General features: G+C 68.7%; 21 protein-coding genes. 8 read left to right on the forward strand and 13 right to left on the reverse strand.

The window, feature by feature from the left end; genetic code table 11:
* Nucleotides 1–45 precede the first annotated feature (45 nt).
* The 6 genes from OHA18_RS05250 (at nt 46) to OHA18_RS05275 (ending at nt 5,791) form a co-directional block, all read left to right on the forward strand.
* On the forward strand, nt 46–1,323 hold the full coding sequence (locus tag OHA18_RS05250; protein WP_329002527.1) for a magnesium transporter MgtE N-terminal domain-containing protein: 1,278 nt from the start codon (nt 46–48) through the stop codon (nt 1,321–1,323).
* Nucleotides 1,313–1,882: a DUF1003 domain-containing protein gene (locus tag OHA18_RS05255; RefSeq protein ID WP_329002529.1), complete on the forward strand. Its 570-nt coding sequence runs from the start codon at nt 1,313–1,315 to the stop codon at nt 1,880–1,882. The genes OHA18_RS05250 and OHA18_RS05255 overlap by 11 nt, the downstream gene beginning before the upstream one ends.
* Before the next feature lie 40 nt (nt 1,883–1,922).
* Entirely contained in the window at nt 1,923–2,825 is a 903-nt protein-coding gene (htpX, locus tag OHA18_RS05260) for a zinc metalloprotease HtpX (protein WP_329002531.1), read from the forward strand.
* Between the two features lie 4 nt (nt 2,826–2,829).
* Nucleotides 2,830–3,393 (forward strand): PspA-associated protein PspAB, encoded by a 564-nt coding sequence (gene pspAB, locus OHA18_RS05265; protein WP_329002532.1) that lies wholly within the window; start codon nt 2,830–2,832, stop codon nt 3,391–3,393.
* A 128-nt stretch (nt 3,394–3,521) separates the two neighbouring features.
* Nucleotides 3,522–4,667, forward strand: coding sequence for an Mrp/NBP35 family ATP-binding protein (locus OHA18_RS05270; protein WP_329002533.1), 1,146 nt, complete (start codon nt 3,522–3,524; stop codon nt 4,665–4,667).
* A 53-nt stretch (nt 4,668–4,720) separates the two neighbouring features.
* Nucleotides 4,721–5,791 (forward strand): GNAT family N-acetyltransferase, encoded by a 1,071-nt coding sequence (locus OHA18_RS05275; RefSeq protein WP_329002534.1) that lies wholly within the window; start codon nt 4,721–4,723, stop codon nt 5,789–5,791.
* On the opposite strand, the gene OHA18_RS05280 is transcribed toward OHA18_RS05275, so the two are convergent.
* Nucleotides 5,774–6,355 (reverse strand): TetR/AcrR family transcriptional regulator, encoded by a 582-nt coding sequence (locus OHA18_RS05280; RefSeq protein ID WP_329002535.1) that lies wholly within the window; start codon nt 6,353–6,355, stop codon nt 5,774–5,776. The two genes, OHA18_RS05275 and OHA18_RS05280, sit on opposite strands and share 18 nt — an antisense overlap.
* 62 nt (nt 6,356–6,417) lie before the next feature.
* Here OHA18_RS05280 and OHA18_RS05285 point away from each other — a divergent pair, with 62 nt between their 5' ends.
* Complete coding sequence (locus OHA18_RS05285; RefSeq protein WP_329002537.1) at nt 6,418–6,837, forward strand: hypothetical protein; 420 nt, start codon at nt 6,418–6,420, stop codon at nt 6,835–6,837.
* A 3-nt stretch (nt 6,838–6,840) separates the two neighbouring features.
* On the opposite strand, the gene OHA18_RS05290 is transcribed toward OHA18_RS05285, so the two are convergent.
* From OHA18_RS05290 to OHA18_RS05320, 7 genes are all read right to left on the reverse strand, one after another.
* Complete coding sequence (locus tag OHA18_RS05290) at nt 6,841–7,176, reverse strand: sec-independent translocase (protein ID WP_329002539.1); 336 nt, start codon at nt 7,174–7,176, stop codon at nt 6,841–6,843.
* A 62-nt stretch (nt 7,177–7,238) separates the two neighbouring features.
* A complete protein-coding gene (locus OHA18_RS05295) occupies nt 7,239–8,747 on the reverse strand; it encodes a S1C family serine protease (RefSeq protein WP_329002540.1) in 1,509 nt (502 codons plus the stop codon).
* Nucleotides 8,748–8,825: 78 nt separating this feature from the next.
* On the reverse strand, nt 8,826–9,881 hold the full coding sequence (locus OHA18_RS05300) for a transcriptional regulator (protein ID WP_329002541.1): 1,056 nt from the start codon (nt 9,879–9,881) through the stop codon (nt 8,826–8,828).
* Between the two features lie 3 nt (nt 9,882–9,884).
* The gene (locus OHA18_RS05305) at nt 9,885–10,496 is read right to left on the reverse strand and encodes an anti-sigma factor family protein (protein ID WP_329002542.1); all 612 of its coding nucleotides are present in this window, start codon (nt 10,494–10,496) and stop codon (nt 9,885–9,887) included.
* Nucleotides 10,493–11,158 carry an RNA polymerase sigma factor SigE gene (gene sigE / locus OHA18_RS05310; protein WP_329002543.1) on the reverse strand — a complete coding sequence of 222 codons (666 nt, stop codon included), beginning with the start codon at nt 11,156–11,158 and terminating at the stop codon, nt 10,493–10,495. The genes OHA18_RS05305 and sigE overlap by 4 nt, the downstream gene beginning before the upstream one ends.
* Nucleotides 11,159–11,462: 304 nt before the next feature.
* Nucleotides 11,463–11,684, reverse strand: coding sequence for a biotin/lipoyl-binding carrier protein (locus OHA18_RS05315; protein ID WP_329002544.1), 222 nt, complete (start codon nt 11,682–11,684; stop codon nt 11,463–11,465).
* A 138-nt stretch (nt 11,685–11,822) separates the two neighbouring features.
* On the reverse strand, nt 11,823–14,588 hold the full coding sequence (locus OHA18_RS05320; RefSeq protein WP_329002545.1) for a sugar-binding protein: 2,766 nt from the start codon (nt 14,586–14,588) through the stop codon (nt 11,823–11,825).
* A 100-nt stretch (nt 14,589–14,688) separates the two neighbouring features.
* Here OHA18_RS05320 and OHA18_RS05325 point away from each other — a divergent pair, with 100 nt between their 5' ends.
* The gene (locus OHA18_RS05325) at nt 14,689–15,684 is read left to right on the forward strand and encodes a LacI family DNA-binding transcriptional regulator (protein WP_329002546.1); all 996 of its coding nucleotides are present in this window, start codon (nt 14,689–14,691) and stop codon (nt 15,682–15,684) included.
* On the opposite strand, the gene OHA18_RS05330 is transcribed toward OHA18_RS05325, so the two are convergent.
* The 5 genes from OHA18_RS05330 to OHA18_RS05350 all read right to left on the reverse strand — a co-directional run bounded on the left by OHA18_RS05330 (nt 15,681) and on the right by OHA18_RS05350 (nt 20,291).
* Nucleotides 15,681–16,526: an NAD-dependent epimerase/dehydratase family protein gene (locus tag OHA18_RS05330; protein ID WP_329002548.1), complete on the reverse strand. Its 846-nt coding sequence runs from the start codon at nt 16,524–16,526 to the stop codon at nt 15,681–15,683. The two genes, OHA18_RS05325 and OHA18_RS05330, sit on opposite strands and share 4 nt — an antisense overlap.
* Nucleotides 16,523–17,407: a carbohydrate ABC transporter permease gene (locus tag OHA18_RS05335; RefSeq protein WP_329002549.1), complete on the reverse strand. Its 885-nt coding sequence runs from the start codon at nt 17,405–17,407 to the stop codon at nt 16,523–16,525. Before OHA18_RS05335 ends, OHA18_RS05330 begins: the two co-directional genes overlap by 4 nt.
* On the reverse strand, nt 17,404–18,246 hold the full coding sequence (locus OHA18_RS05340) for a carbohydrate ABC transporter permease (RefSeq protein WP_329002550.1): 843 nt from the start codon (nt 18,244–18,246) through the stop codon (nt 17,404–17,406). Before OHA18_RS05340 ends, OHA18_RS05335 begins: the two co-directional genes overlap by 4 nt.
* Before the next feature lie 34 nt (nt 18,247–18,280).
* Nucleotides 18,281–19,642, reverse strand: a complete 1,362-nt coding sequence (locus OHA18_RS05345) for an extracellular solute-binding protein (protein WP_329002551.1) — start codon at nt 19,640–19,642, stop codon at nt 18,281–18,283.
* Nucleotides 19,643–19,766: 124 nt separating this feature from the next.
* Nucleotides 19,767–20,291 carry a CGNR zinc finger domain-containing protein gene (locus OHA18_RS05350; RefSeq protein WP_329002552.1) on the reverse strand — a complete coding sequence of 175 codons (525 nt, stop codon included), beginning with the start codon at nt 20,289–20,291 and terminating at the stop codon, nt 19,767–19,769.
* Between the last annotated feature and the right edge of the window lie 48 nt (nt 20,292–20,339).

The raw sequence follows: 20,339 nt of genomic DNA on the forward strand, positions 1-20,339 counted from the left end.
AGCGTCCTCAGGTGAGACTCCGGTCCGGCGGGTTAGCCTTCGGACATGACCGGATCACCGTCGCGCGTGTACGTCGCCCGGTTGGCGGGGCTGCCGGTCTACGACCCCAACGGGGATCAGGTCGGCAAGCTCCGGGACGTGGTCGCCATGATGCGCCAGGGCGACCAACCGCCCCGCGTGCTCGGCCTGGTCGTCGAGGTGTTCACCCGGCGCCGCATCTTCCTCCCGATGACCCGCGTCACCTCTGTGGACGTCGGCCACGTCATCACGACCGGTCTGCTCAACATGCGGCGTTTCGAACAGCGCGCGACCGAAGTGCTCGTGCTGGGCGAGCTGCTCGACCGGACCGTCACCATCGCGGACACAGGCGCGACCGCAGTCGTGTACGACATGGCGATGGAGCAGTGGCGGACCCGGGACTGGTTGCTGACCAAGGTGGCGGTCCGGGAGGGCTCCAAACGGTTCCGGCGGCGTGGACAGACGCACGTGCTCGACTGGTCCGACGTGAGCGGGTTCACCCAGGTCGAGGAAGGGCAGGGTGCGACACACATCCTGGCCGCCTTCGAGTCGATGCGAGCCGCCGACCTCGCCGGCGTACTGCATGACCTGTCGGCCAAGCGCCGCAAGGAGATCGCAGCTGCCCTGGACGACCAGCGACTGGCCGATGTGCTCGAGGAGCTGCCGGAAGACATCCAGGTCGAGATCCTCGCCGGTCTGGATACCGAGCGGGCCGCCGACGTACTGGAGGAGATGTCCCCGGACGACGCGGCCGACCTGATCGCCGAGCTGCCGACGGACACCGCCGAGCGCCTGCTGACGCTGATGGAGCCAGAAGAGGCAGAGGACGTACGGCGGCTGCTGACCTACGAGGAGCACACTGCCGGCGGTCTGATGACGTCCGAGCCGGTCATCCTGCCGGTGGATGCCACTGTGGCCGATGCGCTGGCCCATGTACGCAACGCTGATCTCAGTCCGGCGCTGGCCGCGATGATCTACGTCTGCCGTCCACCACTGGAGACTCCCACCGGTCGGTTCATCGGGATCGGCCACATCCAGCGGCTGCTGCGCGAACCACCCTCCGAGCTGGTGTCCGCGGCACTGGACACCGACCTCGACGGGCTGCGACCCGACGACAGCCTGCAGACGGTCAGCAAGTACCTGGCGACGTACAACCTGGTCGCGGCGCCGGTGCTCGACGACGAGGGCCGGCTGCTCGGTGCGGTGACCGTCGACGACGTACTGGATCATCTGCTGCCGGACGACTGGCGCGAGCACGACCACGCGGAGCACTCGGCGCAGGAGGGGGACCACGATGCCTCGTGACGAACGCAAGACCGACGATCGCCGCCCGCGGGGCAGCAGCAGCGCGGCCGAGGAGCGTCGGCTGATGCGCAGCACCAACCGGCTGGACATCCCGCGCGAGCTGCGCCGGACGATCGCACTGCGCTCGGCGTACGACGCGGACGCGTTCGGGCGGCTGTCCGAGCGGATCGCGCGCTTCCTCGGCACCGGGCAGTTCCTGGTCTACATGACCGCGACGATCCTGTTCTGGGTCGGCTGGAACATCTTCGCGCCGGAGAGCGTGCGGTTCGACCAGTACCCGTTCATCTTCCTGACCCTGGCGCTCAGCCTGCAGGCGTCGTACGCCGCACCGCTGATCCTGCTCGCCCAGAACCGGCAGGAGGCCCGCGACCGGGTGCAGTACGAGCGTGACCGCGACGTCGACGCCCGGACCCGCGCGGACATGGAGTTCCTGGCCCGCGAGATGGCGTCGCTGCGGATGGCGGTCGGCGAGGTCGCCACCCGCGACTTCCTCCGCTCCGAACTCCGCTCGCTGCTCGCCGATCTGGACCTGAAGAGCCGCGAGGACGACCGGGTTTGACCCCGAGCTACTCTCACTATCAGGTGAGGAAGGACGTGGGATGAAGACTCGATTCGCGCCTGACCGGGGGCTGTCCAGCCGGATGGTGATCACCAGTTTCCTGCTCGGTCTGCTGTACGTCGGTTTCGTGGCGCTGCTGATCGCGCTGACGAAGAGCGCCGTCTGGGCTGTGGTGATCGCGGGCGGCATGCTGTTCGCGCAGTACTGGTTCTCCGACCGGATCGCGCTGTACGCGATGCACGGCCGGATCGTCACGCCGGAGGAGGCTCCGGACCTGCACGGCACGATCGACCGGCTGTGCGCGCTGGCCGACATGCCGAAGCCGCGCGTCGCGATCGCCGATGTCGACCTGCCGAACGCGTTCGCCACCGGCCGCAACCCGAAGAACGCAGTGGTCTGCGTGACCACCGGCATCATGCGCCGGCTGGACCAGGACGAGCTCGAGGGCGTGCTGTCGCACGAGCTCTCCCACGTCGCGCACCGCGACGTCGCCGTGATGACGATCGCGTCCTTCCTCGGCGTGCTGGCCGGCCTGATCACCCGCTTCGGCCTGTACGGCGGCCTGGGCCGCAACCGCGACCAGAACACGGCGGTCATCGTGCTGACGATCGTCGCGGTGTCCGTCGCCGTGTACGCGATCTCGTTCCTGCTGACCCGGGCGCTGTCGCGGTACCGCGAGCTGGCCGCCGACCGCGCCGGCGCGATGCTGACCGGGAGACCGTCCGCACTGGCGTCGGCGTTGACGAAGATCAGCGGGGACATCGCACGGATACCGTCGCGCGACCTGCGCCAGGCGGAGGCGTTCAACGCGTTCTTCTTCGCCCCGGCGATCTCCGGTAAGGCGGGTGCCAGCCTGTCGTCGCTGTTCTCCACCCACCCGTCGCTCGAGAAGCGCCTCGACCGCCTCGGTGTCCTGTCCCGCGAGCTGGGCGAGCAAGCTTAGGGCTATGGGTCTACTCGACATCTTGCTCGGGCGGAGTAAAGCCGTCCCGCCGAATCTCGATCAGTTGTTCTCGCTTCCGTCGGCCGCGATCACCTTGGAGACCGCGGCGGGCTACCGTCCGACCGGCAGCGGCTCGGTCTGCTTCAAGGCAGCCGAAGGCGGCGGATTCTCCACGCTGCGCGAGGAGGTCGACAAGCTGCTCGAGCTCGACAACGGCAAATTCACCAGTACGACGGACTCGTACGGCTTCACCTGGCTGGTCCGGCAGACGGCCCCCGATGACCTGGAGACCCTGGTCACCGACCTCCACGCCGTCAACTCGTCGCTGGTCGACGCCGGCTTCGGCTCCTCGCTGCTGTGCACGCTGGTCGCCTTCAGCAACGGGACCCGGTCGGTCGGCCTTGTGTACCTGTACAAACGCGGCTCCTGGTACCCGTTCGTCCCGGCCGGCGCCGACCGCCGCGACAACGCCACCGAACTGCAGATCAAGTCCGTCATCGGCGCAGACCTCAACTTCGAGCAGGACCTCTCGCGCTGGTTCCCCATCTACGGCGCCCCCGGCCTGTAACCCACCCACCCCACCCTGCCGCCCTTTCAACCGTCCAACAGGAGCGGAGCGGGTAAGGGTTGCCTTGCCGGACCCACGTCACATGGACCGTGGTCGGGTGGGGTGGGGTGAGCACGTAGCCTTGGGGCATGGCTCCCACTGCTGATCAGGTGACCGCGGCGCTCGGTGGCGTGCTGGATCCGGAGATCAAGAAACCGATCACGGATCTCGGCATGGTCGAGTCCGTCGTGGTGCGGGAGGACGGCGTTGTCGCCGTCCGCATCCTGCTGACCGTCGCGGGCTGTCCGATGAAGGACACGCTCCGCCGCGACACCACGGCCGCGGTGACCAAACTCGACGGTGTCACCGGGGTTGAGATCGACCTGGGCGTGATGTCGGCCGACCAGCGAGCGGCTCTGCAGACGCAGCTGCGCGGTGGGGTGGCCGAGAAGGAGATCCCGTTCTCGCGCCCCGACTCGCTGACCAAGGTGTTCGCGATCGCGTCCGGCAAGGGCGGCGTGGGCAAGTCGTCGGTGACGGTGAACCTCGCGGTCGCGATGGCCCGGCAGGGACTGTCGGTCGGCGTCCTGGACGCGGACATCTACGGGCACTCGGTGCCGGCGATGATGGGGGTCGCGGACGAGCGGCCGACCGCCGTGGACGACATGATCATGCCGGTGCCCGCGCACGGCGTGAAGGTGATCTCGATCGGCATGCTGAAGCCGAAGCGCGACCAGGTGGTCGCCTGGCGCGGCCCGATCCTGGACCGGGCGCTGGTGCAGATGCTGGCGGACGTGTACTGGGGCGACCTCGACGTACTGCTCCTCGACCTGCCGCCCGGCACCGGTGACATCGCGATCTCGGTCGGCCAGCGGCTCACCAGCGCCGAGGTGATCGTGGTGACGACGCCGCAGGAGGCTGCCGCGGAGGTCGCCGAGCGCGCCGGGACGATGGCGCAGATGGTGCATCAGCGGGTCGCGGGCGTCGTGGAGAACATGTCGTACCTGCCCTGCCCGCACTGCGGTCCGGAGCACCGCATCGAGATCTTCGGCTCCGGCGGCGGTGCTCGCGTCGCCGAGACGCTGTCGACCCGGCTGGGCTACCCCATCCCGCTCCTGGGCGAGATCCCCCTGGACGAACGCCTCCGCTCCGGCGGCGACCTCGGCCAGCCGCTCGTCGCGGCCGACCCCGACACCGCGGCAGCAGAGGTCCTCGACAAGATCGCATCCACCCTCGGCGGCAAGCCCCGCGGGCTGCTCGGCCGCCAGCTCGGCCTCTCCCCCGCCGGGCGATAACCCGGGCGGTAATCCGGCTGAAGGTAGCCGTCGGTTGGTGTTGACTTGGCCGGGTGCCGATTCCTGCTGAGCATCCGGTCCTGACCGACGGGGTGGTGACGCTCCGCGCGCCCCGACCCGACGACATCGAAGCCCAGGCCGAACGCAACCGCGAAGGCTCCCGCTGGAACGACGAGGACGCCCGCCGGTGGATGACCTTCGGCATCACCGACGCGTGGAAACGACGCGAGCGGCTGATGTTCGTGATCGAGTACCAGGGCCGGTACGCCGGAAGCGTCGCCCTGGAGCCCGATGTGGACGGCAACGCCCGCGTGCACTACGGCCTGTCGGCATGGGCTCGTGGGGCCGGGGTGATGAGCCGGGCAGTGCGATTGATCCTCGAGTTCGGCTTCACGACGTGCGGTTTCCACGTGATCCGCTGGTGGGCCCAGGTCGGGAACTGGCCGTCGCGGCGGGTCGCGTGGGCGACCGGATTCCGCCTGGGTGAGACGATCCCGGACATGGCGGAAGAAGGCGGCGAGCGGGTCGACGCGTGGACCGGGTGGATCGGACCGGACGACGAGCGGCAGCCGCGGCAGCCGTGGTTCGAGCATCCGGTGCTGGAGACGCCGTGGTTGCGGCTACGCACCTGGCGCGAGGACGAGATCCCGCGGATCACCACCGCGCGGACCAATCAGGCGACCGCGCACTTCCTGCCGTTCATCCCGCAGCCGTTCACCGCGGAGGACGCCCGCTTCTGGCTGAAGGACATGGCCGAGCAGGCGGCCGCCGGGCGGCGGTTCAACTGGTGCGTGGCAGATGCCGAGACCGACCAGGGGCTGGGGAATCTGACCATGTTCGGCATCCACCACGGCGAGGTCCGCGACGCCGAGCTCGGCTACTGGATGCACCCCGACGCGCAGGGCCGTGGCGTGATGGCCGAGGCGATCCAGCGAGTTGCCGAGTGGTACTTCGGGGACTTCGGCGGTCGCCGGCTCTTCATCCGTACGGCGGGCACCAACGCGTCGGCCCGTCGTACCGCCGAGAAGGCCGGCTTCCGCCATGTCGGCACCGAACGCGCTGCCTTCCACATCTCCAGCCACGTCGACGACAAGGTCACCTACGACCTACTCGCCACCGACTGACCAGATCGGGCGGAGCGGCTCGAGACCTTCGGCCACGTAGTCGGCGACCGGGCGGACCCCGTCGTCGAGATACCACTGCTCCAACGCGGAGAAGTAACCGAAGACCAGGGCGTTCGCGGCCACGCGGGCCTGGGTCTCGGTCAGGTGACCGCCGGTCATCATCGGGGCGATGCGCTGGCTGGCGCGGTCCAGCGACGCGCAGAACGCAGTACGGATCGATGGTTCTTTGAAGAAGTACCGGATCCGGCGCAGGGACATCGGCTCGGCGTCGGCCGGGGCCTGCTCGTAGGCGCGGACGATCTGGATCATGCTGCCGACCGGGTCGTCGACGTCGAGGATCTCGTCCAGGGCCTCCTGGCTCATCGTGTCGAACTCGTCGGCGACGAGCAGGCCCTCCTTGGTGCCGAAGTAGCGGTAGACCGACGAGGGCGAGACCTCGGCCGCGGCGGCGATCTCCTCGATCGTCACCGCGTCGAACCCGCGCTCGTCGAACAGGTCGAGCGCGCGCTCCTGGATCGTCCGTCGCGCCTTGACGCGCCATCGTTCCCGCAGACCGGTAGCCATACCCGCCACGGTACGAGATAGTCACACGCTTCAGCAAGTCACTGTCTGATACAGTCACTCGCATGAGACAGTCACTTTCTGAAAAATCCACAGCCTTCACCGCTGTAGGACTCTCGGTCCTGCTTGCTGTCATCGCGATCGTCGACCAGGCCGGCAGCCGGAGCCTGATCGACCACGCCGCGTCGGTCTACGCGCCGCACGGCAAGCAAGTGTCCGCGGGGGCAATCTACGGCCTGGTGTACGGCGTTGCCGTGCTCGACGTCCTGCTCTGGCTGGTCGTCGCCGGCCTGGCCCGCTCACACCGTTTGGTCGCGGGCATCCTCGGCGTCGTGGTCGTACTGCTCACGGCGTCCCTCGGCCTGACGCTCCTGCTCGCGTCGGAGTACGGCGTCCACCCGTACACGCCGCTCTGGGGCGTGCTCGCACTCCTGCCCGCGGCCGCTGGTGCGGTCGCGACTGCCCTGCTCCTGCGGCGGAAGTAGGGGTCAGGTCGATTCGGGGTCGTACGGCGGGCGCTGGCCGGCCGGGAGGCGCTCGGGCGCGGAGTCGGTGAACTCGGAGACCGGCTTCTCGTCGTCGTCCATCGGGTCGAGCAGGTGTTTGCGGACGAAGTTCTTCGGGTTCAGGTCCTGGAGCTCGAGGTCGGCGAACTCCGGGCCGAGCTCGCTGCGCAGATCGTTCTGCGCGTTGTTCACCATCTGCCGGACCTGGCGCAACAGGCGGCCCGCGGTCCGGGCGAACTCCGGTAACCGGTCCGGTCCGAAGACGAGTACGGCGACGATCGCGATCACGACCAGTTCGAGTGGCCCGATGCCGAACATGTCCCCACCTCACTCCTGTACACGGACGCCGACCAGCCTATATCGACTCCGGTCATGGGGCGTCAGCCGATCTGCTGGGCGAGCGTCAGGGTCACTGTGCGGGAGCGGCCGCCGCGCTCGTACGCGAGCTGCACAGCCTCTCCGGGCTGGTGCGTGCGGATCGCGACGATCAGCACCTCGGCGCTGTCGACCGGCTCGTTGTTGATCGAGGTGATCACGTCACCGACCCGCAGCCCGGCCCGCGCGGCCGGCGACTTGGCGGTCACCGCGCTGACCCGGCCACCGCCCTCGAAGGACATGTCCACACTCGCCCCGATCACCGGGTACGACGCCCTGCCGTCGGCGATCAGCTGCTGGGCCGTCCGCCGGGCCTGGTCGATCGGGATCGCGAACCCGAGCCCGATGCTCCCGCTCTGCCCCTCACCGGAGCCCGGAACGGTCGCGATCGCCGAGTTCACCCCGATCACCCGTGCGTTCATGTCGACCAGCGGGCCGCCGGAGTTGCCCGGGTTGATCGCCGCGTCGGTCTGCAGTGCGCTGATGTACGACGACGCCTGGCCGGTGTCGTCGCCCGTCGTCACCGGTCTGTTCTTCGCCGAGATGATGCCCGAGGTGACCGTGCCGGCCAGGCCGAGCGGCGAGCCGATCGCGACCACGTCCTGCCCGACGAGTGCCTGGTCCGACCGGCCGAACTGCACCGACGGCGCGTCCAGGCCGACCACCTGCACGACGGCCAGGTCGTACGCCGGGGAGCGGCCGACGAGCCGCGCGGTCGCGGTCTTGTTGCCGTTCGTCACGACCTGGATGGAGCCGCCGGTGGCCGCGGCCGCGACGACGTGGTTGTTGGTCAGGATGTGCCCGAGGTTGTCGATCACGAAGCCGGATCCGGTGGCCTCGGAGTTGTCCGCGCCGTCGACCCTCAGCTGGACGACGCTCGGCAGCAGGGCCGCGGCGACGGCCGAGACCGAGCCGGTGCGGATCTTCGGATCGGCGCCGGTGCCGACCGGCGGGTTGGGCTGGTTGGCGATCGGGGCGTTGCTGCCGCCGCCGAGAGCTACGACGATCGTGGCCGCTCCGGCTCCGGCCAGGACACCGATGATCAGTGCGACCAGACCCGCGATCGTGACGATGCGGTTCACCTTCGGCGGCTCGGTCGTGTACGAGCGGGCCTGCTGCACGTGCCAGTCGGCCGGTGGCGGCGGGACGTACGCGGGCCGGTACTGCGGCTGCTCGGTCGGCCAGGCCTGCCCTGGGTACACCGGCCGGAACCGGGGCTCCTGCGGCTCGGGCTGCCCGAAGCTGCGCTGGGTGGTGGACCGGCCGTTCGTCTGCCGGTACGCCGCGTCGGAGCCGGGCGTGCGCAGCGGCATCGCCCCGGCGCCCAGCGGCGGCGGGGTCAACCCGTTCAAGGGGGCCGACTGCTGGGGCGTGGGCGGACCGGGCGACGGCGAGGGCACCGGCGGAGTCGACGCGGCGTGACCGGCAGACGGCTCGCTGGTGGTGGGCAGGGCCGCGGTGGGATCCGCGGTCGCCGGGTTCGGAACTGTCGGCTCGGCGTCGTCGCTGGTCACGGTCCCCGCCTCACGTCGTCGTCGTGGTCGTCGGTCGAAGGCCCTTCCGGGGGTAACCGGAGGTCCTTCCACCTTCGATTATCCCAGCTTCGGCGAGAGTGCACCCATCGGAGTGAGCCAGGTCGCGATTTTGGCCAGCCCGGTGCCCAGCCGCTGGATGGCGGTGAGCTTGATCGGCACGTCGTGCGGGAACGCCCGGACCACCTGGTCGAGCTGGTCCGGCGGCAGGTCCCCGATCAGCGTGTAGACGATTCCGCGGGACGACCAGACGACGTACGACGGCATCCCGTACCGCTGGTAGACGCCGGGGCTGTCCATGCTGCTGAAGCCCGCGACGGCGCCCGGGTCGAGCGCGCCGCGCTGCTCGAACAGCGAGACGTTGAACAGTCCGTCGGAGTACGAGAACTGCAGGGACCCGTTCGCGGTGTCCTGATGGACGTCGTACAGCTTGAGCGAGGCGGGCAGGTCCGGTGCGCACACCCAGCCCTGCGAGCGCAGGTTGTCGACCTTGCCCATGCCGACCGCCTCGACGCCGCTGGGCACCATCGGCGGCAGGTGGCCGAAGAACTCGGAGCTCTCGATCTCCAGCTCGGTGAACACCGTGGCCCGGACCATCGTCTTGCCGTCCGCACTGAACAACTGGCGCTGCAGCAGCAGTCCGGTCGCCTTGTCGATCCAGAACCTGGCCGCCAGCGTCTGGTCGCCCCGGAGCGCCTCGACGAGCACAGCGGTCCGGCCGATGAGGTCGGTGCAGCACTTCTCGACGAGCTGGTACGTCGCCTGCAGCAACGCCAGCGGTCCGCCGTCGATCGCGGCGTCTGTGGTCGTGGCCCGCTGGACGAACGCCTTCGCGCCGGGCGCCGACGACGAACCGAGCACGCTGATCTCGGAGCCCTGGGACGCCGCGTGGACGATGTCGAACATGGCCGAACTCGCGCCCTGCGGTCCCCAGGCGGTGATGATCTGCGTGCCGTGGTACGAGACCCGGTTCGGCGCGGCGGCCGCCCGCTGCAGCCAGCTGACCGCGGTCGGCGAGTCAGCCTTCGGAGCGGCCGGTACGGCGGCCGCGGACGTGGGCAGGCCGAAACCGATCAGGGCTGTGCTGACCAGGACGGCGAGCCGGGACAGGCTCACGGGTCAGCGCCCTGTCAGGGCCACCGGCTGGAGCGTCGAGGTGAGCCCGGCGTACCCAGATCCGTTGTAGGAGTTCAGCAGGGCGACCGGGTCGGCGAACGGCGCTCCGCCGCTCGTGGTCGCGTGGTCGGACGAGAAGCTCGCGACCGGCGGCTGCAGCGTCGGTGGCTGCTCCGACCGCGACGGGTCGCCGACGACGAACGCAGTACCGAGCAGGGAGGCCACTGCGGCGGCCGAGCCGGCCGCGCCCAGCACGCCGGTGCGCCGGCGGGACCGGGTGCCGCGGGCGACTCCCGGCCGGGTGCCACCTGTACGCCCGGCCGGGAACGCGGACCGCTGCGGGAACAGGCTGACCGCCGGCGTGAGCACCGGACGGACCTCTTCCCGTGGCTCGGTCGAGAACGACGAGACGCCCATCAGGCGCTGCATGAGGTCGGTGGACGGGTCCTGCGAGTCCAGCCCGGCCATCCGCGCCTTCAGCCGGCGCTGCGCGTCCACCTCGGCACGACAGGTGTCGCAGCTGACCAGGTGGCTCAGCACCTTGTCGCGGGAGTCGTGGTCGAGCTCACCGTCGACGACAGCGCTCAGCTTGTCCATCGGGTGCTGCAGGCTCATCGGAGGTCACCTCCGTCGCTGAAGAGGCCACCGTCGGCGGGCGGGCCGCCGACCCGGGTCTGGCCGGACCGCGGGGCCCGGTGCTCCAGGTGCTTGCGCAGCATCGACCGGCCGCGGTGGATGCGGCTGCGGACGGTGCCTAGCTTGACGTCCAGGACGTCGGCGATCTCGTCGTACGTCATGCCCTCGATGTCGCACAGCACGACGGCCGCGCGGAAGTCCTCGGGCAGCGCGTCGAGCGCGTCCTGCACGTCGTGGTCGAACAGGTCGGAGTCCAGCTTCTCGGCCGGGCCCTCGCCCTTGGCCGGCAGCCGGTCGTGGGCGTCCTCGGGCAGGCCGTCGAAGCGGATCCGCTGCTTGCGGCGGGCGCCGTCGAGGAACAGGTTCGTGGTGATGCGGTACAGCCAGCCCTCGAACGTGCCCGGCGTGTACGACGACAGCGAGCGGAAGACCCGGACGAACACTTCCTGGGTCAGGTCCTCGGCGTCGTGCTTGTTGCCGGTCAGCCGGTACGCGAGCCGGTAGACGCGGGCGGAGTGGGTGCGGACGATCTCGTCCCACGACGGCAGTGCGTCCGGCACGGGCGCAGACACCGTCGAGGTGTGGAGCGGCTTCACCGCAACGCCTCCCTGGGTCTTCTCGGCAATAAGCGTGAAGGCCATGGTGCCGCGGTCACCGTCCTCTGCGCACGTCGGGAAAACCCGGGCTGAACCCTGGTTTGTTCGTACGACGGCTCAACGCGGCGCTCCGGCCGGAAGTTCCCGGCCGGTGCCCTCACCGATAAAGACGCGCAGACAGCCATTTCGGTTGAATAGGGGGTGTCTGATGGTTCCACGCCGTAGCGAGCAGGTGCTCGGTGCGGTAGCTCGGCGTGCTGGAGGGAAGGTCTCGATGTGGTTTCATCGTGGCCTTTCCTCCAGTGCGGCGAGGTGCCGTGCCGAGTGCCGCGCAGTAGGCGTGGAACCATCAGACACCCCCTGCCCTCTCCTCGATCACGGCGATGGGGTCGCCGTCGCGGACCACTTCGCCCTCGACGACCTTCAGCTCGGTGATGGTGCCGGCCACCTCGGCCAGCACCGGAATCTCCATCTTCATCGACTCCAGGATGACCAGAGTGTCCTCCGGGCCCACCGTGTCCCCGGCCTTGGCGGTGACCTTCAGCACGTTGGCCACCAGCTCGGCCAGCACGGTGTGACTCAACTCGCACTCTCCCCTGTCCCGGATCGCTCTGGTCCGATCCTAGGCGGGAGGCAAGGGTTCGGCGTAGGTGCCCCTCGGGCAGCAGACCAGGGCACCTACGCCGAGTCAATGCGCGGCTACTGCCGCCTACCGGGCCGCGGCCGGGTCCAGCCGGACCGCGTTGAACAGCGCCGGGTTCTTCGTCTCCGCGACGCCCTTGCCCCAGGTCAGCCAGCCGCGCCGCCCGGTGCCGTCGTTCTCGTTGATCACCACGGTCGTCGACAGCAGCCGGTCCTTGGCCGCGAACCCGAGCGTGCTCCACGGGATCGCGATCTCGTACGTCGTGGTGTGAGCGGTCTCGTCGCGCACCACCTTGGCCTGGACGCCCGGCGGCACACCGGCCTGCGTGGTCGGTGTCCAGCGCCAGGTGTCCACCGGACCGGCGTCGGTCAGGGCCACACCGATCTCCTGCGTCTGGGTCGTCTCACCCGGAGCACCTGCTGTCATCCCGAGCTGGAGGCCGTCACCGCCCCAGATGTTGCCGGCCCGGTTGGGCTGCGAGAACACGTCGTCGGTGACCTTCGCGGACAGGTACAGGTTCTTGTCGTCATGCGTGAGCCACAGCGAACCGGACAGGTCGCTCGGCCCACCCCAGCCGGTCACCGGAGGTGTACCGGTCCCCTCGAGTGCGATTGCAGGCTGCCGAGCGACTGCTGGGTCGATCACGCCGTCCAGCTTCACCGTGTGCCGCTTCGCGATGGTCGGCGCGCTGACCGGAACCAGCTGCCCGGACGCCGCGATGGCCGGCTCTCCAGCACGTCGCAGGCTTGCGGACCACGTCGAAGGACCGGACAGGGTTATCGGCACATCAACTTCCCGCGTGGAGTTCGCACCGACCGTGCAGCCGGCCAACAAGGTCCCGGACGACGTACCGGACACCCAGTCGAGTCCGGCGAGTTTCAGCGCGTGCGATGACGCGTTGGTGACGCGGAACCGCAGCAGGTCCTTCCCACTGCCATTAACTACGTGTGAGGCAGTCACTGACAGCGGTGGAGTCGCTGTGCCAGTTGCCGACACCAGTGCGACCGCTTGTCCGTCGACGGTGACCTTGGCCGAGTACGTGCGTGCTCCGATCGAGTCCTGTGCCGGGTAGCTGACCGGTGCGGTAGCTGTCGCACCCGCTGCCACCGAACCGTTCGTGTCAGCGCCGCCGGCGGAGACCGTAAACGCGTGGGTGACCGCATCCGGGTTGGTGAAGGTCAACGTGCCCGTCGCGGGATCACCCGCGATCTCCGGGCTCACTGACAGTGCGAAGCGGCTCGACGGAAGCATCGGCCCAGTGATCGCGCCGCGTAGGTAGACCGGGTCTGGTCCGGCGGTCACCCAGACGTGTCCGCCCGCGTCTGCAGTCAGCGGCGTCGTCACGCCGTACAGGTTCGTCACCTGGACGGTCGATCCGGCCGGCGCGGTAGCCGCGACGACTCCGGGGGTGGCCGACCAGACTGCGTGCACGGACTGTCCGCCGCCGGCGTCGAACGAGACGTCGTACCCGTTGGTGCCGAAGCGGGTCTCACCGACCAGCGGGAGCTCGTCGATCTGACGGGCCAGCACGGCGGTGGCGACGTACGACGGCTTGGGGGCGAGTGCGCCACGTGCGTCGAGCCGGTTGCGCACCAGGCCGAACCGGTTCTCGACGTTCGACGGGTCAGTGCCCGAGTCCATGAAGTTGTACGAGCTGTAGCGCGCCACACCGGCGCCGTACGACAGCAACTGGCCGCGCACCAGGTCGCGAGCCTGGGCCGGCTCCGATACAGCGCTCGGGTTGGTACCGGTGGCCCAGCCCTGCTCGGTGACGTAGATCGGCTTGTTCGAACCGTGCGCCGTCATGATGCTGCGGATGGTGTTCATGTACGTGACGGACGCCTCGGGATCCAGCGGCTGCACGTACGGATGGATGGTCACCGCGTCCACGTAGTCCAGCCCACCGAGGTCCGCGAACTTGGTGAACCAGCCCTGCCAGTCGTTGATGACCGCCAGCGACGGACCGGTCAGCTTCACGTCCGGGTGCTTCGCCCGTACTGCCGCGCTGACCATCTTGAGCAGTGCGACGTAGTTCTCCGGGCTGGCCTTCGCGGCGCCGTTCGGGTCGCGCAGGTTCCACTCGTTCCACAGCTCGTACGTCGTGTGCTCGGTGCCGAACTCGTCGACCGCTGCGACGGCGTACCGCGTGAACGCCTCGCGCTGCTCGTCCGTCGACGGCGCCTCGTCCGGGTAGTACAGCGGGTTCCCGTAGTCGAGGATGTTGAGGAAATCGACGTGGTTGGCGTCCAGCGCGGCCTTGTAGTCCTTGACCTTCTGCGGGAACTGGATGACGCCCTTGGTGGTCTCCGCCGCCGCCCAGAACGCCTCGTCGCGGTCGGTCGAGATACCACCGTTGGCCATCAGGGGTACGGCTTCCAGACCAGGATTGCCGGCGCTGCTGAACCCCAGCGCACCCGCGACACCGATCCGGGTGTCCGTCGAGGTGGAGAAGTCATGCGGAGTCAGTACGGCGAAGTCCGTGCCGCCCAGCGCGGTCGAGCCGTCGGACCCGACTGCGGTGAGGTCGGTCTGGTACCAACCCGGCGTACTGATCGACAGGGCGAGCTGACCGTTGAGTGAGGCCGCCGAGGCGGAGCCCTTGGCGACTTCGGTGCCACTGGCGTCGCGGACCGTCCAGTTGACGGTGTTGGCGTCGGTGCTGAAGCCCAGCTTCACCTGCTGCCCGACGGTGAAGGTGTTGCCGACCGTGGTCGGTGTGATGGTCAGAGTCGGCGCCGCAGTGGTTGCAGCGTGAGCAGGTGACTGGAGTACGGCGGCCAGCAACAAACCGGCCGTGAGAAGACTGACTGCGCCAGAACGGCGACGGGTCATGAACTGCTCCTCCCAGGGGAAGCGAAAGCGGTTTCGCAAATCACACCTTGATACGGGTCGAGCCCGCTGTCAACGGCTGGAAGCTGACTACGATGTGCACATGGCCGATTCAGTGATCACCCTGTCCGATGTGGCCGCTGCGGCCGGGGTGTCGCTGTCGACGGCCTCCAAGGCGCTGAACGGCACCGACCGGATCTCCGAGGCCACCCGCGAGCACGTCCGCGTCACCGCGGACCGGCTCGGCTTCCGCCACAACGCGCTGGCCCGCTCGTTCGCCCGCGGCCGCAGTCAGACCATCGGCGTGCTCACGCACCGCGCGTCGAACCCGTTCACCCGCGTGGTGCTCGCCACCGCCGCCACCGAGCTCGGTGCCAAGGAGCAGGCCATCCTGCTGTACGACGCCAGGATGGGCGACCGCGACGTCACCGAGAGCATCCTGCAGCTGCGGGCCCGCCGGATCGACGGCGTGATCGTGATCGGCACCAGTACGTCGTTCCGCACCCCGTCGCTCACGGGCCGGTTCGACGTCCCGGTGATCAACGCGTTCACGGTGTCCGAGGATCCGCAGGACACCACGATCACCGCCGACGACTTCGCCATCGGACGGCTCGCGATCACCCATCTGCTGTCGAGCGGCCGGCGCCGGATCGCGCACATCACCGCGGAGCCACACGACATGGCCGCGCAACGGCGGGCCGAAGGTGCCGCCGAGATCCTCGCCGACGCCGGACTCGAGTGGGCGGCGCCGGTCCGCTTCGGGCGCTGGCGCGAGGAGTGGGGCGAGCAGGCCGCGGCCGAGCTGCTGGCCCAGGTGCCCGATGTGGACGCGATCTTCTGTGGCAGTGACGCGATCGGCCGCGGCATCGAGCGGGTCGTCCGGTCCACCGGCCGGCAGGTCCCCGGTGACATCGCCCTGATCGGCGTCGACAACTGGGAGAGCCTGATGCACGACCAGCGCGGCACCCGGCACCTGACCACGATCGACGTCGGTCTCGAGGAGATCGGCCGCCGGGTCGCCAACCAGCTCCTCGAGGCCGACCTCGAGCCCGGCACCCAGTACGTAGAACCTCACGTGGTGATCGCGGACACCGCCTAGGCGCTTTCGTGGATCGAGTACTGCGGTCTGAAGCCCAGGAGCTCCCGCGCCCTGGTGGTGTCGACCAGCGATCCACGCCCCTGCACAGGTCGCCGCAGCGGGACCGTCGGTGCGTACTCGCGGAGCAGTTCATCCGTCTTCCGGTCGATGAGGATGTCCTCCGCCGCCAGCCCCACCACATGCGCTCCGGCAGCGGTTGACTCGAGTGCGGCGATGATCGCCCGCACACCGTCGCGCAGGTCCAGGTAGGCCCAGCCCTCCCGAGCCATCACCGACGGGTCGTTCTCAGCCCTCGCCGCGAACTTGAACAACTCCTCACGGGTCTTCACCAGCGGGAAGCGCAGTGCGATCACGTCGGTCCCCCACCGGCGCCACGCCATCCGCGCACTCTGCTCGTCCACACTTTTGGACAACGAGTACGCGTCGGCGATATCTGCCTCCACCTCCTCGTCGAGCGGGTAGTACGCCGGCTCCACCTCGTTCACGTTCATCGGTACGCCGAACGCGTTGATACTGCTGGCGATCACCGCCCGGCGGATCCCCTGCTGCCCGGCCTGCGCCAGCACGTTGAAGGTGGCCGCAACGTTGTTCTCGAATACCTCCTCCGGCGTACCCAGACTGGGATGCGGGATCGCGGCCAGATGCAGTACGGCGTCCACACCGTCGAGTGCGGCAGCCACATCCTCAGCTGACCGCGCATCACCGACCAGTGGACGGTCTGCCGTACTGCTGTGGTCGTAGCGCAGCGACAGACCCGTCACGTCGTACCCAGCGGATCGCAGGCCGGCGACCGCGGCGCGGCCGATCGATCCGTCAGCGCCGGTGACCAGAACACGCTTCACGCCTTGATTCCCCCAGACAGGCCCACACCACGCAGGAATGCCCGCTGGAAGACCAGGAAGAGCAGCACCGGGATCAGCAGGGCCAGGAACAGGCCCGCCAACTGGATGTTGAGCTCCGTCACCTTGGCGATCTTGGGCAACGCCACCGAGACCGGCTGCAGATCCGGATTCGTCAGCACCAGCAGGGGCCACAGGTAGTCCTTCCAGGAAGAGATGATACTGAGCAGCACGACCACACCGAGGATCGGCCGCGACAGCGGGAGCACGAGCGAGGTGAACACGCGGATCGACCCGGCGCCGTCGATACGGGCCGCTTCGAAGTACTCGCGCGGGATGCCTTCGAAGAACCGCTTCACGACCAGCACGTTGAACGCACTGGCCGCGGGTGGCAGCCAGACCGCCCAGAACGTGTTGGTCAGGTTGGCGTGCACCACCGGCACCTTCAGCACGGTCAGGTACAGCGGGACGAGCGAGACGATATGCGGTACGAACAACGTGGCCAGGATGCCTGCGGACAGCACTGCACCCCACCTCGGCCGCAGCACGCTCAGCACGTAGCCGGCCGTCGTACAGACGATCAGCGACGCAAGCGCCGTACCTGCCGCGATGATCGCGGTGTTGCCGAGGTAGAAGCCGATGTGGCCCTGCTGCCACGCAGTGGAGAGGTTGCCCCACTGCACCTGACCGGACGGGAACCAGGCGAGTGGTGAACGGATACTGTCCTGCGTCGGCGAGATCGCTGCCTTGAGCAACCAAAGCAGCGGACCGAGCCCAGCGACGACCAGACCGATCAGTACGGCGACCTGTCCGATGACGAACGGCACCCGAACGCGGGAGAGGTGGCGGTCGGCGTCCGACAGCGCACCGCGCTCGCCGCTCACTCCGTACTCCAGCCACGCGTCGCAAACTGGAAGACAGCCGACAGTACGGCGAGTGCCAGTGCCAGCAGCACACTCAATGCAGTAGCGGCACCGTAGTCACCGTTGACGAAGGCGTAGTTGTAGATCAGCAGCAGAATCGTCATCGTCGACCCCTGCGGTCCGCCGCCCGTGAACAGCAGCGGCTCGGTGAACAGTTGCATCGTGCCGATCACCTGCAGGAGCAGCATCAGCAGCAGGACACCACGCAGGTGCGGCAGCATCACATGCCACACCCGCCGTACGACGCCTGCACCGTCCAGCTCGGCCGCCTCGTACAGGTCCGCGCGTACGGAGGTCAGTGCGGCCAGGTAGATGATCACTGCGTTGCCGGCACCGGCCCATGTCGCTTCCAGCACGATCGACGGCATCGCCGACGACGGACTGTCCAGCCAGGGGTACGGTCCGAGCCCGACCGTGCCGAGGATGCTGTTGAACATCCCGCTCGGCGACGGGTCGTAGAAGAACCGCCAGAGCAGGATGGCGACGACCGGCGGCGTGATCACCGGCAGGTACGCCAGCGTCGTGTACAGCCAGGACTTGCCACGCAGCTCGGACAGGAACATCGCCAGCAGCACCGGCACCGGGAACCCGAACAGCAAGGCCAGCAAGGTGAACCAGACCGTGTTCAGAGCGGCCTGACCGACACCAGGGTCGGTCAGCACGTACCGGAAGTTCTCCAGCCCCACCCACTTCACCGGGTCGACCAGGTTGGTCTGCTGGACGCTCATCACCAGGCCCTTGACGATCGGGCCCCACGAGAACACCACGAAGACCAGGAGCACCGGCAGTGCGAACAGCACCGCCGGTACTCCGTTGCGCAGGCGGCGGAGCAAGTCAGCGCCCGAGCTTGGCATTCACGGTGCCGGCGGCCTTGGTCAGCAGCGCCGGGATGTCGGCCTTCGCGTTGCCCAGCACGGTCTGCACGACCGGGTCGAGCGCGGCGTACACCTCCTGAGCCTTCACCGGCGGCTCAGGGATGATCTTCTGGTCCGCCGCCACCGTGGTGTACGGCGCGAAGTTCGCCAGCGGCACGTTGACGTACGGCTTGATCCAGCCCTGGTACGTCGACCACTGGTCCGCCGCGATCACCGGGAGGCCCGGCACGCCGACCGGCAGCTTGCCCGCCACACCGCTCTTCGCACTCGTCACGGCGGCGTCCTGGTTCACGTACTTGTTCAGGTAGGAGAACTTGATCCACTTGATCGCGGCCGCCTTCTCGGCGTCCGTGGCGTTCGGGCTGACGATCTGGACGCTGCCGCCGCTGAGGGTGCCGTGGTCGCCGCCCTGCTGCGGCATCGGGCCGATGCCGAACGACGACGCCTTGAGGCCGTTCACGTTGACCAGCGTGCGGTAGGCGTCCGGAGCGGACATGTACATGCCGATCTTGCCGGCCGCGAACGCCTTGGAGATGCCGTCGATGTCGTAGAGCACGGCCTGGCCCATGGACTTGTCGACCCACTTCATGTCGTGCAGAGCCTGCAGCGCGGCCTTTGACGGCGCGTCGTCGAACGACGCCTGACTGCCGTCCGCGTTCTCGATCGAGCCACCGAACGCGTACGTCTGGGTGGTGAACATCCAGCCGCCGGTGTTGTTCGTGGTCATCTGCGCGTAGCCGGCCTGGCCGGTCTTCTGGGCGATCTGCTTGGCGTCCTGCCGGACCTCGTCCCAGGTCGCCGGCGGCTTGTCCGGGTCGAGTCCGGCCTTGGTGAACAGCTCGCGGTTGTACACCAGGCCGACCGAGTACGCCGCGGTCGGGACGGCGTACACGTTGCCGGACTGGTCCTGGGCGATCTTGAGCACGTTCGGGTTCAGCTCGTCCATCAGGCCGTCGTCCTTGAGCGCCTTGGTCAGGTCCGCGACCTGCTTGCGCGCGATCAGGCCCTGCGGCTCGGTGAACGGCACGTTCAGCACGTCCGGCAGCTGGCCGCCGGCCGCCTGCGCCTGGAACGTGGTCGGATCCCACAGCGTCTCGACCGGGTTCAGCTTGATGTCCGGGTTCGCCTTCTCGAAGTCGGACACCTTCTGGTCGAACGACGCCCGGTTGGCCGGATCCGAGCTCGTCGGACGGTCACCGACGGTGATCGTCACCTGTCCACCGGAGCCGGAATCACCGGTCGAGGACGGCGCACTGGAGCAGGCCGCCAGCAAGAACGGCACGGAAAGCCCTGCCGCACAACGGATTGCGAATCTGTTCATCGAAGCTCCTCTGCGGGGATGGCGATCGGCGAGCCGACCGTTTCGCAGAGTAGCGCAAGCGCTTTCGCAAATACTAGACCTCAGCGAAAGTGGTTTCGCATCTGTCAGCGCCGCTTGTGGCGGGCTACTTCTGGCGGGCCCGGTACGACGCGACCCGGGTCCGGCTGGAGCACCTCGGCGTACAGAACCGCCGCGGCCGCCGCTCCGCCGGATTCGCGAAGACCCGCTCGCAATCGACCGCCGCGCAAACGCCCAGCGCCTCGAACCCATGGCCGGCCACGAACGTCGCCAACCCCAGCGCCGTCGTCGCCGCCAGCCACTCGGCCCACGACGCGTCCGGCTCCGCCACGTGCAGGTGCCACGGCGACCCGTCGTGATCCGACAGGTACGGGCGCACGGCGTACTCCGCGAGCAGCTCGTTGAGCACCCGCGGCCCCTCCGCACCGTGGAAGACCGGACGCAGCCGCTCCCGCACCGCCCGGACCGCGGTCAGGTCGTCCTCGCCCAGCTCGATCGGCTCGGACTCGCCGTGCTCGAGCAGGAACGCACGCACCGCGGCCGGTGAGGTCAGCTTCTCGGGGTCCCGCGTCCGCGTGTTCACCAGGTCGACCGCGAGCCGGATCAGCCGATCCGGGGACTGAATTTCCACTGGACTCCTCCCGTAACGCATTTGCTAGCGTAACGCGTAACAGATCAA

The organism is Kribbella sp. NBC_00709 (assembly GCF_036226565.1).
In the GTDB taxonomy this organism is placed as follows: Bacteria; Actinomycetota; Actinomycetes; order Propionibacteriales; family Kribbellaceae; genus Kribbella.

Bases quoted from the DNA above. Each gene is read 5' to 3' on its own strand.
- OHA18_RS05250 (WP_329002527.1), top strand. From the start codon at position 46: ATGACCGGATCACCGTCGCGCGTGTACGTCGCCCGGTTGGCGGGGCTG.
- OHA18_RS05255 (WP_329002529.1), top strand. From the start codon at position 1,313: ATGCCTCGTGACGAACGCAAGACCGACGATCGCCGCCCGCGGGGCAGC.
- htpX (WP_329002531.1), top strand. From the start codon at position 1,923: ATGAAGACTCGATTCGCGCCTGACCGGGGGCTGTCCAGCCGGATGGTG.
- pspAB (WP_329002532.1), top strand. From the start codon at position 2,830: ATGGGTCTACTCGACATCTTGCTCGGGCGGAGTAAAGCCGTCCCGCCG.
- OHA18_RS05270 (WP_329002533.1), top strand. From the start codon at position 3,522: ATGGCTCCCACTGCTGATCAGGTGACCGCGGCGCTCGGTGGCGTGCTG.
- OHA18_RS05280 (WP_329002535.1), bottom strand. From the start codon at position 6,355: ATGGCTACCGGTCTGCGGGAACGATGGCGCGTCAAGGCGCGACGGACG.
- OHA18_RS05285 (WP_329002537.1), top strand. From the start codon at position 6,418: ATGAGACAGTCACTTTCTGAAAAATCCACAGCCTTCACCGCTGTAGGA.
- OHA18_RS05290 (WP_329002539.1), bottom strand. From the start codon at position 7,176: ATGTTCGGCATCGGGCCACTCGAACTGGTCGTGATCGCGATCGTCGCC.
- OHA18_RS05305 (WP_329002542.1), bottom strand. From the start codon at position 10,496: ATGAGCCTGCAGCACCCGATGGACAAGCTGAGCGCTGTCGTCGACGGT.
- sigE (WP_329002543.1), bottom strand. From the start codon at position 11,158: ATGGCCTTCACGCTTATTGCCGAGAAGACCCAGGGAGGCGTTGCGGTG.
- OHA18_RS05320 (WP_329002545.1), bottom strand. From the start codon at position 14,588: ATGACCCGTCGCCGTTCTGGCGCAGTCAGTCTTCTCACGGCCGGTTTG.
- OHA18_RS05325 (WP_329002546.1), top strand. From the start codon at position 14,689: ATGGCCGATTCAGTGATCACCCTGTCCGATGTGGCCGCTGCGGCCGGG.
- OHA18_RS05345 (WP_329002551.1), bottom strand. From the start codon at position 19,642: ATGAACAGATTCGCAATCCGTTGTGCGGCAGGGCTTTCCGTGCCGTTC.